The sequence below is a fragment of the Streptomyces sp. TE5632 genome, assembly GCF_054061295.1.
Genome location: NZ_JBSSEA010000003.1, coordinates 4,319,381 through 4,333,673, shown reverse-complemented (window position 1 = coordinate 4,333,673; position 14,293 = coordinate 4,319,381). Strand labels below are relative to the sequence as shown.

10 protein-coding genes are annotated in these 14,293 nt (G+C 72.5%); 2 read left to right on the top strand and 8 right to left on the bottom strand.

The window, feature by feature from the left end; genetic code table 11:
* Positions 1–88: 88 nt before the first annotated feature.
* Positions 89–4,942, top strand: a complete 4,854-nt coding sequence (locus tag ACVW19_RS25005) for an ATP-dependent helicase (RefSeq protein ID WP_457461917.1) — start codon at positions 89–91, stop codon at positions 4,940–4,942.
* 44 nt (positions 4,943–4,986) lie between these two features.
* Entirely contained in the window at positions 4,987–5,841 is an 855-nt protein-coding gene (locus ACVW19_RS25000; protein ID WP_457461916.1) for an Fpg/Nei family DNA glycosylase, read from the top strand.
* Here the strand turns inward: ACVW19_RS25000 and ACVW19_RS24995 are convergent.
* The 8 genes from ACVW19_RS24995 to ACVW19_RS24960 all read right to left on the bottom strand — a co-directional run bounded on the left by ACVW19_RS24995 (position 5,789) and on the right by ACVW19_RS24960 (position 14,227).
* Positions 5,789–6,127 carry a hypothetical protein gene (locus ACVW19_RS24995; RefSeq protein ID WP_457461914.1) on the bottom strand — a complete coding sequence of 113 codons (339 nt, stop codon included), beginning with the start codon at positions 6,125–6,127 and terminating at the stop codon, positions 5,789–5,791. The two genes, ACVW19_RS25000 and ACVW19_RS24995, sit on opposite strands and share 53 nt — an antisense overlap.
* A 185-nt stretch (positions 6,128–6,312) precedes the next feature.
* A complete protein-coding gene (locus ACVW19_RS24990) occupies positions 6,313–6,783 on the bottom strand; it encodes a Dps family protein (RefSeq protein WP_457461913.1) in 471 nt (156 codons plus the stop codon).
* 181 nt (positions 6,784–6,964) lie between these two features.
* Positions 6,965–7,345 carry a helix-turn-helix domain-containing protein gene (locus ACVW19_RS24985; RefSeq protein WP_109380085.1) on the bottom strand — a complete coding sequence of 127 codons (381 nt, stop codon included), beginning with the start codon at positions 7,343–7,345 and terminating at the stop codon, positions 6,965–6,967.
* A gap of 109 nt (positions 7,346–7,454) precedes the next feature.
* Positions 7,455–8,012, bottom strand: a complete 558-nt coding sequence (locus ACVW19_RS24980) for a CinA family protein (RefSeq protein WP_457461911.1) — start codon at positions 8,010–8,012, stop codon at positions 7,455–7,457.
* The gene (gene pgsA, locus ACVW19_RS24975) at positions 8,009–8,830 is read right to left on the bottom strand and encodes a CDP-diacylglycerol--glycerol-3-phosphate 3-phosphatidyltransferase (RefSeq protein WP_457461910.1); all 822 of its coding nucleotides are present in this window, start codon (positions 8,828–8,830) and stop codon (positions 8,009–8,011) included. Before pgsA ends, ACVW19_RS24980 begins: the two co-directional genes overlap by 4 nt.
* Positions 8,827–10,302, bottom strand: coding sequence for a 30S ribosomal protein S12 methylthiotransferase RimO (rimO, locus tag ACVW19_RS24970; protein ID WP_457461908.1), 1,476 nt, complete (start codon positions 10,300–10,302; stop codon positions 8,827–8,829). Before rimO ends, pgsA begins: the two co-directional genes overlap by 4 nt.
* Positions 10,303–10,409: 107 nt before the next feature.
* The gene (locus ACVW19_RS24965; protein WP_457461907.1) at positions 10,410–11,240 is read right to left on the bottom strand and encodes a helix-turn-helix domain-containing protein; all 831 of its coding nucleotides are present in this window, start codon (positions 11,238–11,240) and stop codon (positions 10,410–10,412) included.
* A gap of 248 nt (positions 11,241–11,488) precedes the next feature.
* Positions 11,489–14,227, bottom strand: coding sequence for a DNA translocase FtsK (locus ACVW19_RS24960; protein ID WP_457461905.1), 2,739 nt, complete (start codon positions 14,225–14,227; stop codon positions 11,489–11,491).
* Positions 14,228–14,293: the final 66 nt, after the last annotated feature.

Genomic DNA, 14,293 nt, shown 5'->3' with positions numbered 1-14,293 from the left:
GACCCCGCCGGGCCGGGGCCGAACGGGCCGGACGGCCACGTCCGGCCTGCTCAGGCCCGTTGTCAGTGCCCGGGTGCAGGATGGACGCATGGTCAGCACTCCGCACCGAGCCCTGGACGGCTTCTCCGCCGCGACCCGCGGCTGGTTCACGGGTGCGTTCTCCGCGCCCACCGCGGCCCAGGCGGGCGCCTGGCGGGCCATCCACGAGGGGGCGGACGTGCTGGTCGTCGCCCCCACCGGCTCCGGCAAGACGCTGGCCGCGTTCCTCGCGGCCCTGGACCAGCTGGCCGCCGCACCCCCGCCCGCGGACCACCGAAAGCGCTGCCGCGTCCTGTACGTCTCCCCGCTGAAGGCCCTGGCCGTCGACGTCGAGCGCAACCTCCGCAGCCCGCTGACCGGCATCCGCCAGGAGGCCGTGCGCCTGGGGCTGCCCGAGCCCGAGGTCAAGGTCGGGATCCGCTCCGGCGACACCCCGCCCGCCGAGCGCCGGGCCCTGTCCACCCGCCCGCCGGACATCCTCATCACCACTCCGGAGTCCCTGTTCCTGATGCTGACGTCGGCCGCGCGGGACGCGCTGACGGGCGTGGAGACGGTGATCCTGGACGAGGTGCACGCGGTCGCCGGCACCAAGCGCGGAGCGCACCTCGGGCTCTCCCTGGAGCGGCTGGACGAACTGCTGCCCAGGCCGGCCCGCCGCATCGGCCTGTCGGCGACGGTCCGCCCGGTCGACGGGATCGCCCGTTTCCTGTCCCCGCGCGGCAAGGTGGAGATCGTCCAGCCCGAGGCAGGCAAGGAGTTCGACCTCTCCGTCGTGGTCCCGGTCGAGGACCTGGGTGAGCTGGGAGGCTCCCCGGTGGCCGACGGATCGGAGAAGGCGGAGCGCCCGTCGATCTGGCCGCACGTCGAGGAGCGGATCGCCGACCTGGTCCAGTCCCACCGCTCGACGATCGTGTTCGCGAACTCCCGCCGTCTCGCGGAGCGCCTGTGCAACCGGCTCAACGAGATCGCCTACGAGCGGGCCACCGGGGAGCCGCTGGGCGAGCACCACTCCCCGGCCGAGCTCATGGGCGGCTCCGGGGCCGCCCAGGGCGCGCCCGCCGTCATCGCCCGCGCGCATCACGGCTCGGTGTCCAAGGAGCAACGGGCCCTGGTCGAGGAGGACCTCAAGGCGGGCCGGCTGCCCGCGGTGGTCGCCACCTCCAGCCTGGAGCTGGGTATCGACATGGGCGCGGTCGACCTGGTGGTCCAGGTCGAGTCGCCGCCGTCGGTGGCCTCGGGGCTCCAGCGCGTCGGCCGCGCGGGCCACCAGGTGGGGGCGGTCTCCACGGGCGTGGTGTTCCCGAAGTACCGGGGCGACCTCGTCCAGGCCGCCGTGGTCACCGAGCGGATGCGGACCGGCGCCATCGAGTCGCTGCGGGTCCCCGCGAACCCGCTGGACGTCCTGGCGCAGCAGATCGTCGCGATGACGGCCATGGACACCTGGCAGTTCGACGATCTGCTGGCCATGGTGCGCCGGGCGGCGCCCTTCGCCTCGCTGCCCGAGTCGGCCTTCACGGGCGTGCTGGACATGCTCGCCGGCCGCTATCCGTCCGACGCGTTCGCGGAGCTGCGCCCGCGCGTGGTGTGGGACCGGGTCACGGGCGAGATCACCGGCCGCCCGGGGGCGCAGCGCCTCGCCGTCACCTCCGGGGGCACGATCCCCGACCGGGGCCTGTTCGGGGTGTTCCTCGCGGGCGCCGACCCCAAGAAGGGCGGCGGACGGGTCGGCGAACTCGACGAGGAGATGGTCTACGAGTCCCGGGTCGGTGACGTCTTCACGCTCGGCACCACCTCCTGGCGCATCGAGGACATCACACGCGACCGTGTGCTGGTCTCTCCGGCCCCGGGTGTGCCGGGGCGGCTCCCGTTCTGGAAGGGGGACCAGCTGGGCCGCCCGCTGGAGCTGGGCCGCGCGGTGGGCGCGTTCCTGCGGGAGGTCGGCTCACTGTCTCCGCAGGAGGCCCGCCTGCGGCTCCTGGCCGCCGGGCTGGACGCCTGGGCCGCCGACAATGTGCTGTCCTACCTGGACGAACAGCGCCAGGCCTGCGGCCACGTCCCGGACGACCGCACCATTGTCGTGGAGCGTTTCCGTGACGAGCTCGGCGACTGGCGGGTCGTGGTGCACTCCCCGTTCGGGGCCCAGGTGCACGCCCCGTGGGCGCTCGCGCTCGGCGCCCGCCTCTCCGAGCGGTACGGCATGGACGCCCAGGTGATGCACGCCGACGACGGCATCGTGCTGCGCCTGCCGGACGCCGACCTGATGGGTCTGGACCTGCTCGACCAGGAGCCGGTGAGGACGGGCACCGAGTACGACGCGGACCAGGCGCCGCTGGGCGCGGCGGACGTCGTCTTCGACAAGGGGGAGGTCGACCAGGTCGTCACCGACCAGGTGGGCGGCTCGGCGCTGTTCGCGTCCCGCTTCCGCGAGTGCGCCGCCCGTGCGCTGCTGCTGCCGCGCCGCAACCCCGGCAGGCGCACCCCGCTGTGGCAGCAGCGTCAGCGTGCCTCCCAGCTGCTCCAGGTGGCGGGCGAGTTCGGCTCGTTCCCGATCGTCCTGGAGGCCGTCCGCGAATGTCTCCAGGACGTCTTCGACGTCCCCGGGCTCGTCGAACTGATGGGCGATCTGGAGTCCCGCAAGGTGCGGCTCGTCGAGGTCACCACCCCCGAGCCGTCGCCCTTCGCCCGCTCGCTCCTGTTCGGATACGTCGCCCAGTTCCTGTACGAGGGCGACTCCCCGCTCGCCGAGCGCCGCGCGGCGGCCCTGTCGCTGGACTCGCGGCTGTTGGCCGAGCTGCTCGGCCAGGCGGAGCTGCGCGAGCTGCTCGACGCCGAGGTGCTGGCCGAGCTGGAGCGCGAGCTGCGGTGGCTCACCGAGGACCGGCGGGTCAAGGACGTGGAGGGCGTGGCCGACCTGCTGCGCGTGCTCGGCCCGCTCACCGGGGCCGAGCTGGCGGAGCGGGGCGCCGAGCCGGGGTGGGCGCAGGAGCTGGCCTCGGCCCGCCGCGCGATCCGGGTCCGCATCGCCGGCACCGAGCACTGGGCGGCGGTCGAGGACGCCGGGCGACTGCGCGACGCGCTGGGCACGGCGCTGCCGGTCGGCGTGCCGGAGGCGTTCACCGAACCGGTCAAGGACCCGCTGGGCGACCTCCTCGCGCGGTACGCGCGGACCCACGGCCCGTTCACGTCGGCCACCGCCGCGGCCCGCTTCGGGCTGGGCGTGGCGGTCACCGAGGGTGCCCTGCAGCGGCTCTCGGCGGCGGGCAGGGTCGTCCAGGGCGAGTTCCACCCGGCCGGGATCGGCCAGGAGTGGTGCGACGCGACCGTGCTGCGCCGGCTGCGCCGCCGTTCCCTGGCCGCCCTGCGGCACGAACTGGAGCCGGTGCCGCCGGCCGCGCTCGCCCAGTTCCTCCCCCAGTGGCAGCACATCGGCAGGGGGCACACGCTGCGCGGCGTCGACGGCCTGGTGCGCGCCGTCGAGCAGTTGCAGGGTGCGTCCGTGCCCGCGTCCGCCCTGGAGAAGCTGGTCCTGCCTTCCCGGGTCGCGCACTACTCCTCCGCGATGCTGGACGAGCTCACGGCCGCCGGAGAGGTGGTGTGGGCCGGCGCCGGCTCCCTTCCGGGAAAGGACGGCTGGGTCTCCCTGTACCTCGCGGACGCGGCCCCGCTGCTCCTGCCGCCCGCACAGCCTCTGGAGACGACCGCCCTGCACCAGTCGGTGCTGGACGCCCTCGCCGGCGGCTACGGCCTGTTCTTCCGCCAGATCGCCGACCAGGTCCGCGCCACCACCCACCCCGAGGCCACCGATCCCCAGCTGGCCGACGCCCTCTGGGACCTGGTCTGGTCCGGCCGGCTGACCAACGACACCCTCGCTCCCATGCGCTCCCTACTGGGCTCGGGCCGCACCGCGGGCTCGACCGCCCACCGCGCGAAGCGCCCGGTACCGCGCGGCCGCTACGGCTCGCTCACGGCAGCCGCCCGCGGTACCTCCCGCACCGGCCCACCGACCGTCGCCGGACGCTGGTCACTGCTCCCGGACCGGGAGACCGACCCCACGGTCCGCGCCCACGCACTGGCCCGCACCCTGCTCGACCGGCACGGCGTGGTGACTCGGGGCGCCGTCTCGGCGGAGGGCGTCGAGGGCGGTTTCTCCGCGGTCTACCGCATCCTGTCCGCCTTCGAGGAGACCGGGCAGGCCCGGCGCGGCTACGTGGTCGAAGGGCTGGGGGCCGCCCAGTTCGCCACGGACGGCGCCGTGGACCGCCTCCGCGCGGCGGCCAACGCCCGTGAGCGGGGGGAGGCCCTCCCCAACCCGGTCCCGGACGGCCCGGACCGCCTGGACCGCCCGGACCAGGGCGGCTCCGGCCTCCTCGGCGGCGACTCCGCCCCCTTCGCCCTCCATGGCTTCGCCCCGCCCACCGACGGCTCCCGCGACCTCGCCCCCGGTCCCCGGCAGCACGGGGGACGCCCCTCGTACGACCCCTTCGCGGGCCGCCGCACCGGCCCGGACCTCACCCTGCGGACCGTCGTCCTGGCCGCCGCCGATCCCGCGAACGCGTACGGTGCCGCGCTGGGCTGGCCCGAGCCCCCGACGGGTGCCGGGCACAAGCCCGGCCGCAAGGCGGGCTCGCTGGTGGTGCTCGTCGACGGTGAGCTGACGCTCTACGTGGAGCGCGGCGGCAAGACGGTACTGGCCTGGCCCGCGGACCCGGACGGGGAGCCCGCCGACGACCCCCGCCTCCCGGCCGCGGCAGAAGCACTCGCGGCGGCCGCGCGCGCGGGCTCCCTCGGCACGGTCACGGTGGAGCGCCTCAACGGCGTTTCCGCCCTGACGTCCCCGCTCGGGGCGCTTCTGGAGGCCGCGGGCTTCGTCGCCACCCCCCGAGGCCTGCGCCTGCGCCCCTGACCAACGGCCCCGCCCGCCGCACGAGAGCGTGCGACCCTTGCCCCATGCCCGAAGGAGACACCGTCTGGCAGGCCGCGCGGCGGCTGCACAGTGCCCTCGCGGGCACGGTGCTGACCCGCAGCGACCTGAGGGTGCCCAGGTTCGCCACGGCCGACCTGACCGGCCGCGCCCTCCTGGACGTCACCCCGCGCGGCAAGCACCTGCTCGCCCGTGTCGAGGGCGGTCTGACCCTGCACTCGCACCTGCGGATGGACGGCTCCTGGCGGGTGTACGCGCACGGGCAGCGCTGGAGTGGCGGCCCCGCCCACCAGATCCGCGCGATCCTGGGCAACGCCGACCGCACCGCCGTCGGCTACCGTCTGCCCGTCCTCGAAATCCTGCGCACCACCGACGAGGACCGCGTGGTCGGCCACCTCGGCCCCGACCTCCTGGGCCCGGACTGGGACCCCGGCCTGGCGCTGGCGAACCTTCTCCAGGACCCGGCCCGCCCGCTCGGCGAAGCCCTGCTGGACCAGCGCAACCTCGCCGGTATCGGCAACGTGTACAAGAGCGAGCTCTGTTTCCTGCTCGGTGTCACGCCTTGGCTCCCCGTCGGTGAACTGTCCGCCGAACGCGCCGCGAAGCTGCCCGAGTTCGCCAGGAAGCTGTTGGTGCACAACCGCGACCGCCCGGTCCGCAGCACCACCGGCCGTCGCGGCCAGGACCTGTTCGTATACGGCCGCGCGGACCGCCCCTGTCTGCGCTGCCGCACCCCGGTCCGCCGGGCCGACCAGGGCGATGGTCCCCGCGAGCGCCCCACCTACTGGTGCCCCACCTGCCAGCCGGGCCCGGCCCCCGCGGCGGCCTTCACCACCGGTCGGATTCCCCGCCCGGACGGGGGCGCGGCGATGCCGTGGTGACCGTGGACGTGGCGACCGCGGACGTGGTGCCGACCGGTGTGCCGGTCCCGGGCACGGCGGCCGCGCCCGTGTTCCAGGCCCGACGCCAGCGCCCTGCCGCCAGGGCACCTTCCGCCCGCGCCTTCGGCATGCAGTGCACCGGAAGCACGCTCAGCCCCCACCCCCCGGCCGCGACCGCCGCCTCCAGCACTCCCGCCTCGGGCACGAGCAACAGCCTCGCCACGGCCCACCACCACAGCGCCCCGAGCCCCAGCGCCGCACCCCAGCGAACTGCCCGCACCCTCATGGCCCCCACCTCCGGCACCTCCAGCCGGACGCTATAGGGGCACTCATCCGGGCAGCCAGGGCGCACCGACGGCACACGGGCGCACCGCGCCCCGCACCGGCCGCCGCACCGGAGCCGCCACAGGCCGCGGACGCCCCGTGTGCCGCACGCCCACCCCGTCGCTCAGCACAGCGCCCGGGGCCACGTCACCCGTTCTCGGCCTGGAACATCCAGTGCTGCTTCTCGAGATCCGCCGTCGCCGAGATGAGAATGTCCTGGCTCACCGGGTCCGGCTCCGCGGTCGCACCGACCCGCTCGCGCATCCGCTCGATCACCGCGCCCAGGGCGTCCACCATGGCGCCCACCGCGGCCGTGTCGTCGACCCAGCCCTCGGGCGTCACCCCGATGCCGCTGCCGACGGCCACCGTCGCGGCGCGCCCGTCGGGTGAGACACCCAGTGCCGCGGCACGCTCCGCCACGGTGTCGGAGTGGGTCCGCGCGAGGGCCACCACCTCGTCGAGCTGCAGGTGCACGGAGCGGAAGCGCTGCCCGACGACGTTCCAGTGGATCTGCTTCGCCACCAGAGCGAGGTCCACCAGGTCGACAAGGGCTCCCTGGAGCGCCTCGGACACGGTCTTCAGGTTCTCGTCGGACAACGGGCTCTTCACGACGTACATCCGCGCCTCCAAGGCTGGTCACCGCGTATGGATTTCTCCCTCGTTCCCTCAACCATCGCCGCCACACACCGGACCGGCAAACGCACGCACCGGGGAGCCGTGGGCAAGCGAAAACCCCGGCGGCGCCCCTCCGGGTCTTCCGGAAGGACCCCGGCCGGGGCCTCTCACACCTTCACACCGCTCAGGCGGCGACGACGTCGACCGCCTCGGCGGGCGCCTTGATGGTCACCCGTTCCGGTGGCACGCCGGTCACCGAGACGGAACCCAGCATCGGACGGACCGACGCGGGTACGGGTTCGCTGGGGGTCGCCGCAGCCGACCGGGCCAGCTCGGCGAGGGCGAGCTCGTCGCTCACTTCCCGCATGAGTTCGGACATCCGTACGTCCAGCGCGTCGCAGATCGCGGAGAGCAGCTCGGAGGAAGCCTCCTTCTGCCCCCGCTCCACCTCGGAGAGATAGCCGAGTGAGACTCGGGCGGACGAGGAGACTTCGCGCAGAGTACGGCCCTGACGTTGGCGCTGCCGACGCAGCACGTCACCCAGCAGGCGACGGAGCAGAATCATCGGTGGCTCCCTCCTCGGGCCGTGTATCCGGATCCTTCTCGCCCCACCGTACCGCCTTGCGCTGCGGCCGTGCGGGGAGCGATGTCGTGTTCACTCTGGGCTGCAAACATCAAAACCCCCCGTTCCGTTCCGTATCCTGTGTCCGCTCATTCCCGGTCTGTTCGCCCGCAAGCTCCCCGAGAAGCAGTGCGAGTACGCTCCGTGCACTCTCCATACGAATTTCCGCCCGGTCACCGTTCAATCGCAGATGCTCCACTTTTCCGCCACCGGCAAAACCACCGGCAAAAACGGAATCCGTCACCGTCGGCCCGCACACCGCCACATAGACCGTCCCGACGGGTTGCCCGTCCTGGGGATCCGGGCCGGCGACACCCGTGGTCGCGATGCCCCAATCGGTGCCCAGCGCCTTGCGGACGCCGACCGCCATCTCGGCCGCCACCTGCGGATCCACCGCTCCGCGCTGCGCCAGCAGGGTGGCGTCGACGCCGAGCAGTTCGTGCTTCAGATCGGTGGCGTAGGCCGTCACCGAGCCGCGGAAGACCTTCGACGCTCCGGGCACGGAGGTGATCTCCGCCGCGACCAGACCGCCGGTGAGCGACTCGGCGACGGCGAGCGTCCCACCCTTGACGGTGAGTAGTCGCACTACTTCGGCAGCCCGGGAGCTCAAGCTTCCGGCTCTTTCAACGCCGCTTCGCGCTCGATGATTCCCTTCCTGCGCAGCACCATGGCCTGCCTCACATAGTCGAGTCCGGTCACGACGGTGAGCACGACGGCCGCCGCCATCACCCAGAACCGCAGGGTGGCCAGCCACCCGGTCAACGCCAGTACGTACATTCCGACGGCCACGCCCTGGGTGAGGGTCTTGAGCTTGCCCCCGCGACTGGCCGGGATCACGCCGTGGCGGATGACCAGAAAACGCAGCAGGGTGACGCCGAGTTCCCGGCCGAGGATGACGCCGGTGACCCACCAGGGGAGGTCGCCCAGCGCGGAGAGGCAGATCAGCGCCGCTCCCATGATCGCCTTGTCGGCGATGGGGTCGGCGATCTTGCCGAAGTCGGTGACGAGGTCGTAGGTGCGCGCCAGATGACCGTCGAACAGGTCGGTGATCATGGCGACGGCGAAGGCCGCCCACGCGAACGCGCGCCAGGCCGGGTCGTACCCGCCGTCGGCGAGCATGAGGGCGACGAATGCCGGTACGAGCACCAGCCGGAGCATGGTGAGCAGGTTGGCGACGTTCCAGACGCTGGCCTGGTTCACGGCCGCCGCCGTGATCTTCCCGCCCCGCGCCGACTGGCTGTCACGGTCGTCGTTGCCGTTGCCGTGGCCGTTGCCGCCTGGGACGCGGTCGGTCATGCCGCCGGAAACCGAGGTCCGGGAGGCGTCACCGCCCGCGGTCCCGCCGGCCCTCCGGCGGCCCGCCGGACTCGCCGAGGCCCTCCTCGCGCCGGAGGGGCCTCCCGCCGCGGATGCCGGGACACCCGTCATCTGCCAGCCTCCTGACTCAACGCGGGCGAACCCTGGAAGAGCGGCTCGGCCACCAGGTCGACACCTTCCGTGCCGACGACCTTCGCCTCGACCATACGGCCCGGACGCAGACCCGTGCCGCTCGTGAGCAGCACCTGGCCGTCCGTCTCGGGGGCCTGGTGCGCCGCACGCCCGTACACGCCCTCCTCGTCGTCGACGGACTCCACCAGCACGTGCACGGTCTCGCCGACCCGCTCCTCGGCGCGCTGCGAGACGAGTTCCTCGGCCATCCGGGAGACATGCGCCAGTCGCTCGGCGACGACGTCCTCGTCCAGCTTGTGCTCGTACGTCGCCGCTTCGGTGCCCTCCTCGTCGGAGTAGCCGAAGACACCGATGGCGTCCAGCCGGGCGTGGTTCAGGAACCGCTCGAGCTCGGCGAGGTCGGCTTCGGACTCGCCGGGGAAGCCGACGATGAAGTTGGAGCGCACACCGGCCTGCGGCGCCTTGCTCCGGATGGTGTCGAGGAGCTCCAGGAAGCGGTCGGTGTCGCCGAAGCGGCGCATCGCGCGCAGCACGTCGGGCGCGGAGTGCTGGAAGGACAGGTCGAAGTAAGGGACGACCCCCGGTGTGGAGGTCAGTACGTCGATCAGGCCGGGGCGCATCTCGGCGGGCTGGAGGTAGCTGACGCGGACCCGCTCGATGCCGTCGACCTCGGCGAGCTCGGGCAGCAGGGACTCCAGGAGGCGGATGTCGCCGAGGTCCTTGCCGTAGGAGGTGTTGTTCTCGGAGACCAGCATGATCTCCTTCACGCCCTGCTCGGCCAGCCACCGCGTCTCGTTCAGCACGTCGCTGGGGCGGCGCGAGATGAAGGAGCCCCGGAAGGACGGGATGGCGCAGAAGGAGCAGCGCCGGTCGCAGCCGGATGCGAGCTTCACCGAGGCGACCGGGGTGCCGTCCAGCCGGCGCCGCAGGGGCGCGCGGGGCCCGGAGGCCGGGGCGAGGCCGTCGGGGAGGTCCACCGGGCCGTGCCCCGGGAGCGCGACGGACGTGGCGGACTCCTGGCGCTCGGCGGGGCTGATCGGCAGCAGCTTCCGACGGTCGCGGGGGGTGTGGGAGGCGTGGATGCCGCCGTTCAGGATGGTCTGGAGGCGGTCCGAGATGTCGGTGTAGTCGTCGAAGCCGAGCACGCCGTCGGCCTCGGGGAGCGCCTCGGCCAGTTCCTTGCCGTACCGCTCGGCCATGCAGCCCACCGCCACCACGGCCTGCGTTCTTCCGTGGCCCTTGAGGTCGTTGGCCTCCAGGAGGGCGTCGACGGAGTCCTTCTTGGCGGCTTCGACGAAGCCGCAGGTGTTCACGACGGCGACGTCCGCTTCTCCGGCGTCCTCCACGAGCTGCCAGCCGTCCGCCTCCAAACGGCCTGCGAGCTCCTCCGAGTCCACCTCGTTACGGGCGCAGCCAAGGGTGACGAGTGCGACGGTGCGGCGTTCAGGCATGGGCTCAAGACTACTTCGTCCCGCCGACACCCCACGTCGACGGGGTTGACCGATCGGGGCCGGCCGATCCGGGCCGGCCCCGCCGGTGAGGCATCGTCCGCATCCGGCTATCCGGCCTGCGGGTCGCCCTTCGTGTACGTGAGGCGCTCCACGGCCCCCGGTTGCCAGTCGTCCTCGATCTTCTTGCCGTTGACGAAGAGGTCGATCGCGCCGGCGTCACCGAGTACCAGGTTGATCTTCGTGCTGTCCTGGAAGGTCTTGGAGTCGCCCTGCTTGAGCAGCCCGTCGAAGAGCAGCCGGCCGCTGTGGTCCTTGGCGGAGATCCAGCTGCGCCCGTCGGGTGCGCTCACCATGACGGTCACCTTGTCCTGCGGTGCGGCCGCGATGGCGCTGTCCGAGGGTTCCGGCTCGGGGGCGGCGGGCTTCTTGGACTTGGGGGTGGACGATGCGGACGTGCTGGGGGTGGCGCCGTCGGCGACGTTCTCCTTGCCGCCGTCGTCGCCGCCCTTGACCATGGTGAATCCGACGAAGCCGACCACGACGACGATCGCGGCGACCATGGCCGCGGTCCAGTTGGGTCCGCGCCGCTCCGGGCGGATGCGTTCCGCCTCGAACAGGGGCGCGGCCGGGGTGGGAGCCGGGCGGCCTCCGTGCTCGGCCTCGTACTGGGCGATCAGCGGATCGGGGTCGAGCTGCACGGCCCTGGCCAGGCTTCGGATGTGCCCGCGCGCGTAGACGTCGCCGCCGCAGGGCTCGAAGTTGTCCGCCTCGATGGCGCGCACGATGGCGATACGGACCCGGGTGATGGTGGTGACGTCGTCGACGGTGAGGCCGGCGGCGATGCGTGCCTGCTGCAGCGCACGGCCGACGGAGGGGCGGGCTTCCTCGGATACGTCTTCGAACGGACGCTCGTCTTCAGGAGAGTTGCCGATGGACACGGGGGCGCCTTTCGAGCGTGTAGCCACCTGTGCTGGAGGTTCAGTCTAGGGGGATGACAAAAGGGTGGGGCAACCGGGCGGTAGGACTTTGTACGCCATCGGAATGGCCCGACATGCCGATGGTGGACCTGCGGTTTGGCACTTCCCTCACGTTGACGTACGCCGAAGGGAAACGGTTGCGCGGTGATCCCTTACGGGTGGGTCACGATCCGCCGTCCGGCTGCTGCGGAGCAACGGCCGCGTCCCTCCTACCCTTCAGACTCCCCCCGGATCAGCGCGAGCACTCCATCCAGCTCATCGGCCTTCACAAGAACGTCACGCGCCTTCGAACCCTCGCTCGGCCCGACGATGTTCCGGGACTCCATGAGGTCCATGAGCCGGCCGGCCTTGGCGAAGCCGACGCGCAGCTTGCGCTGGAGCATGGACGTCGACCCGAACTGGGTGGAGACGACCAGTTCGGCCGCCTGGCACAGCAGGTCGAGGTCGTCGCCGATGTCCTCGTCGATCTCCTTCTTCTGCTTGGTCCCGACGACGACGTCCTCCCGGAAGACGGGCGCCATCTGGTCCTTGCAGTGCTGGACGACGGCCGAGACCTCCTCCTCGGTCACGAACGCGCCCTGCATGCGCGTGGGTTTGTTCGCGCCCATCGGCAGGAACAGCCCGTCGCCCTTGCCGATCAGCTTCTCGGCACCGGGCTGGTCGAGGATGACCCGCGAGTCCGCGAGCGACGAGGTGGCGAACGCGAGCCGGGAGGGCACGTTGGCCTTGATCAGACCGGTGACGACGTCGACCGAGGGCCGTTGCGTGGCGAGCACCAGGTGGATACCGGCCGCCCGCGCGAGCTGTGTGATGCGCACGATGGCGTCCTCGACGTCGCGCGGGGCGACCATCATCAGGTCGGCCAGCTCGTCGACGATCACCAGTAGGTAGGGGTACGGCTGGAGCTCCCGCTCGCTGCCCTCGGGCGGTTTGGCCTTGCCCTCGCGCACCGCGCGGTTGAAGTCGTCGATGTGCCGGTAGCCGTAGGCGGCGAGGTCGTCGTAGCGCAGATCCATCTCGCGTACGACCCACTGGAGCGCCTCGGCGGCCCGTTTGGGGTTGGTGATGATCGGTGTGATCAAATGCGGGATGCCCTCGTAGGCGGTGAGTTCCACGCGCTTGGGGTCGACCAGGATCATCCGGACGTCCTCCGGGGTCGCCCGCATCATGACCGAGGTGATCAGGCAGTTGATGCAGGACGACTTGCCGGAGCCGGTGGCGCCGGCGACCAGCATGTGCGGCATTTTCGCCAGCGAGTCCATCACGTAGCCGCCCTCGACGTCCTTGCCGAAGGCGACCAGCATCGGGTCGTCGTCCTCGGCGGACTCCGCGAGGCGCAGCACGTCACCGAGGTTGACCATCTCCCGGTCGGTGTTGGGGATCTCGATGCCGACCGCGGACTTGCCCGGGATCGGGCTGATGATCCGCACGTCCGGGCTGGCCACGGCGTACGCGATGTTCTTGGTCAGCGCGGTCACCCGCTCGACCTTCACGGCCGGGCCGAGTTCCACGACATAGCGGGTGACCGTCGGGCCGCGGGTGAAGCCGGTGACGGCGGCGTCCACCTTGAACTCGGTGAAGACCTTCCGCAGGGCTTCGACTATGGCGTCGTTGGCCGCGCTGCGCGCCTTGCCCGGACCGCCGCGGGTGAGCAGGTCGAGCGAGGGCAGCGAGTAGGTGATGTCACCGGAGAGCCGGAGCTGCTCCGCGCGGGCGGGCAGGTCTCGGGGTTCGACGGGCGGCGCCTTCGTCATGTCCAGGACGCCCGCCCTGGGCTTCTCCTGCTGGGGACGGGCGGCCGGGATCGGCGTCGGCGTGGTCGGCTCGCGGTCCCCCACGCGTACGCCCTGGGTCAGGTCGGCGACGATCGGCGAGGGCGGCATCCCGTGCAGCACGGCACCGTCGAGCGCGGCGGCGGCAGCGGCGGCCACGTCCACGGCGTCCATCGGCCGGTTCGTGTCGGGCTGCGGCACCGCGGACCGGCGCGGGCGGGAGCGTCGCCGGGAGGGCGCCTCCTGCTCCGCGATGTCGTGGATGCCGGGGCCGTACTCCTGGGGCGCCCGTCCGCGGCCGCGGCGGCTCGCGGGCAACGCCTCGCGCCACTGCTCCTCGTAGCGCTCGTCGTCGTCGCCGTGCTCGCCGTACTCCTCCGGCGTCCGGTCGTGGACGAGCCCCAGCTTGGTGCCGAGCAGCCGCAGCCGCTGCGGGACGGCGTTGACCGGGGTGGCCGTGACGACCAGCAGACCGAAGACGGTGAGCAGGACCAGCAGGGGCACGGCGAGCACATCGGTCACGGTGTACGACAGTGGCGTGGCCGCGCCCCAGCCGATGAGCCCGCCGGCGTCCCGTACGGCGTGCATGCCGTCGCTGCGGGCGGGCGAGCCGCAGGCGATGTGGATCTGGCCGAGCACCCCGACGAGGAGGGCCGACAGACCGATGACGATGCGGCCGTTGGCCTCCGGCTTCTCCGGGTGCCGGATGAGGCGCACGGCGACGACCGCGACCAGGATCGGCACCAACAGGTCGAGCCGGCCGAAGGCGCCGGTGACCAGGACCTCCACGAGGTCGCCCACGGGCCCCTCGAGGTCGGCCCAGGTGCCCGCGGCGACGATGAGTCCGATGCCGAGCAGCAGCAGCGCGAGGCCGTCCTTGCGGTGGGCGGGGTCGAGGTTCCTGGCACCCTGCCCTATGCCGCGGAAGACCGCCCCGACGGCGTGCGCCAGGCCGAGCCACAGGGCGCGCACCAGGCGGTAGACGCCGCCCGTCGGGCTGGGAGCCGGTTTGGGCGCGGGTTTCTTCGCCGCGGCCTTCTTGGCCGTAGTGGCTTTCCTGGCCGCGGCCTTCTTCGCGGGCGGTTTCCTGGCCGCGGCCTTCTTCGCCGGAGCCTTCGCGGAAGCAGCCGCCTTCTTCGCGGGTGGCTGCTTGGCGGCGGAGGGACGTGAGGCCATGGGGGCGAGGTTACCGGTGGAGACGCCTGTGGACACGCGTGCCAGATGCTTCACCCGTTCGTGTCG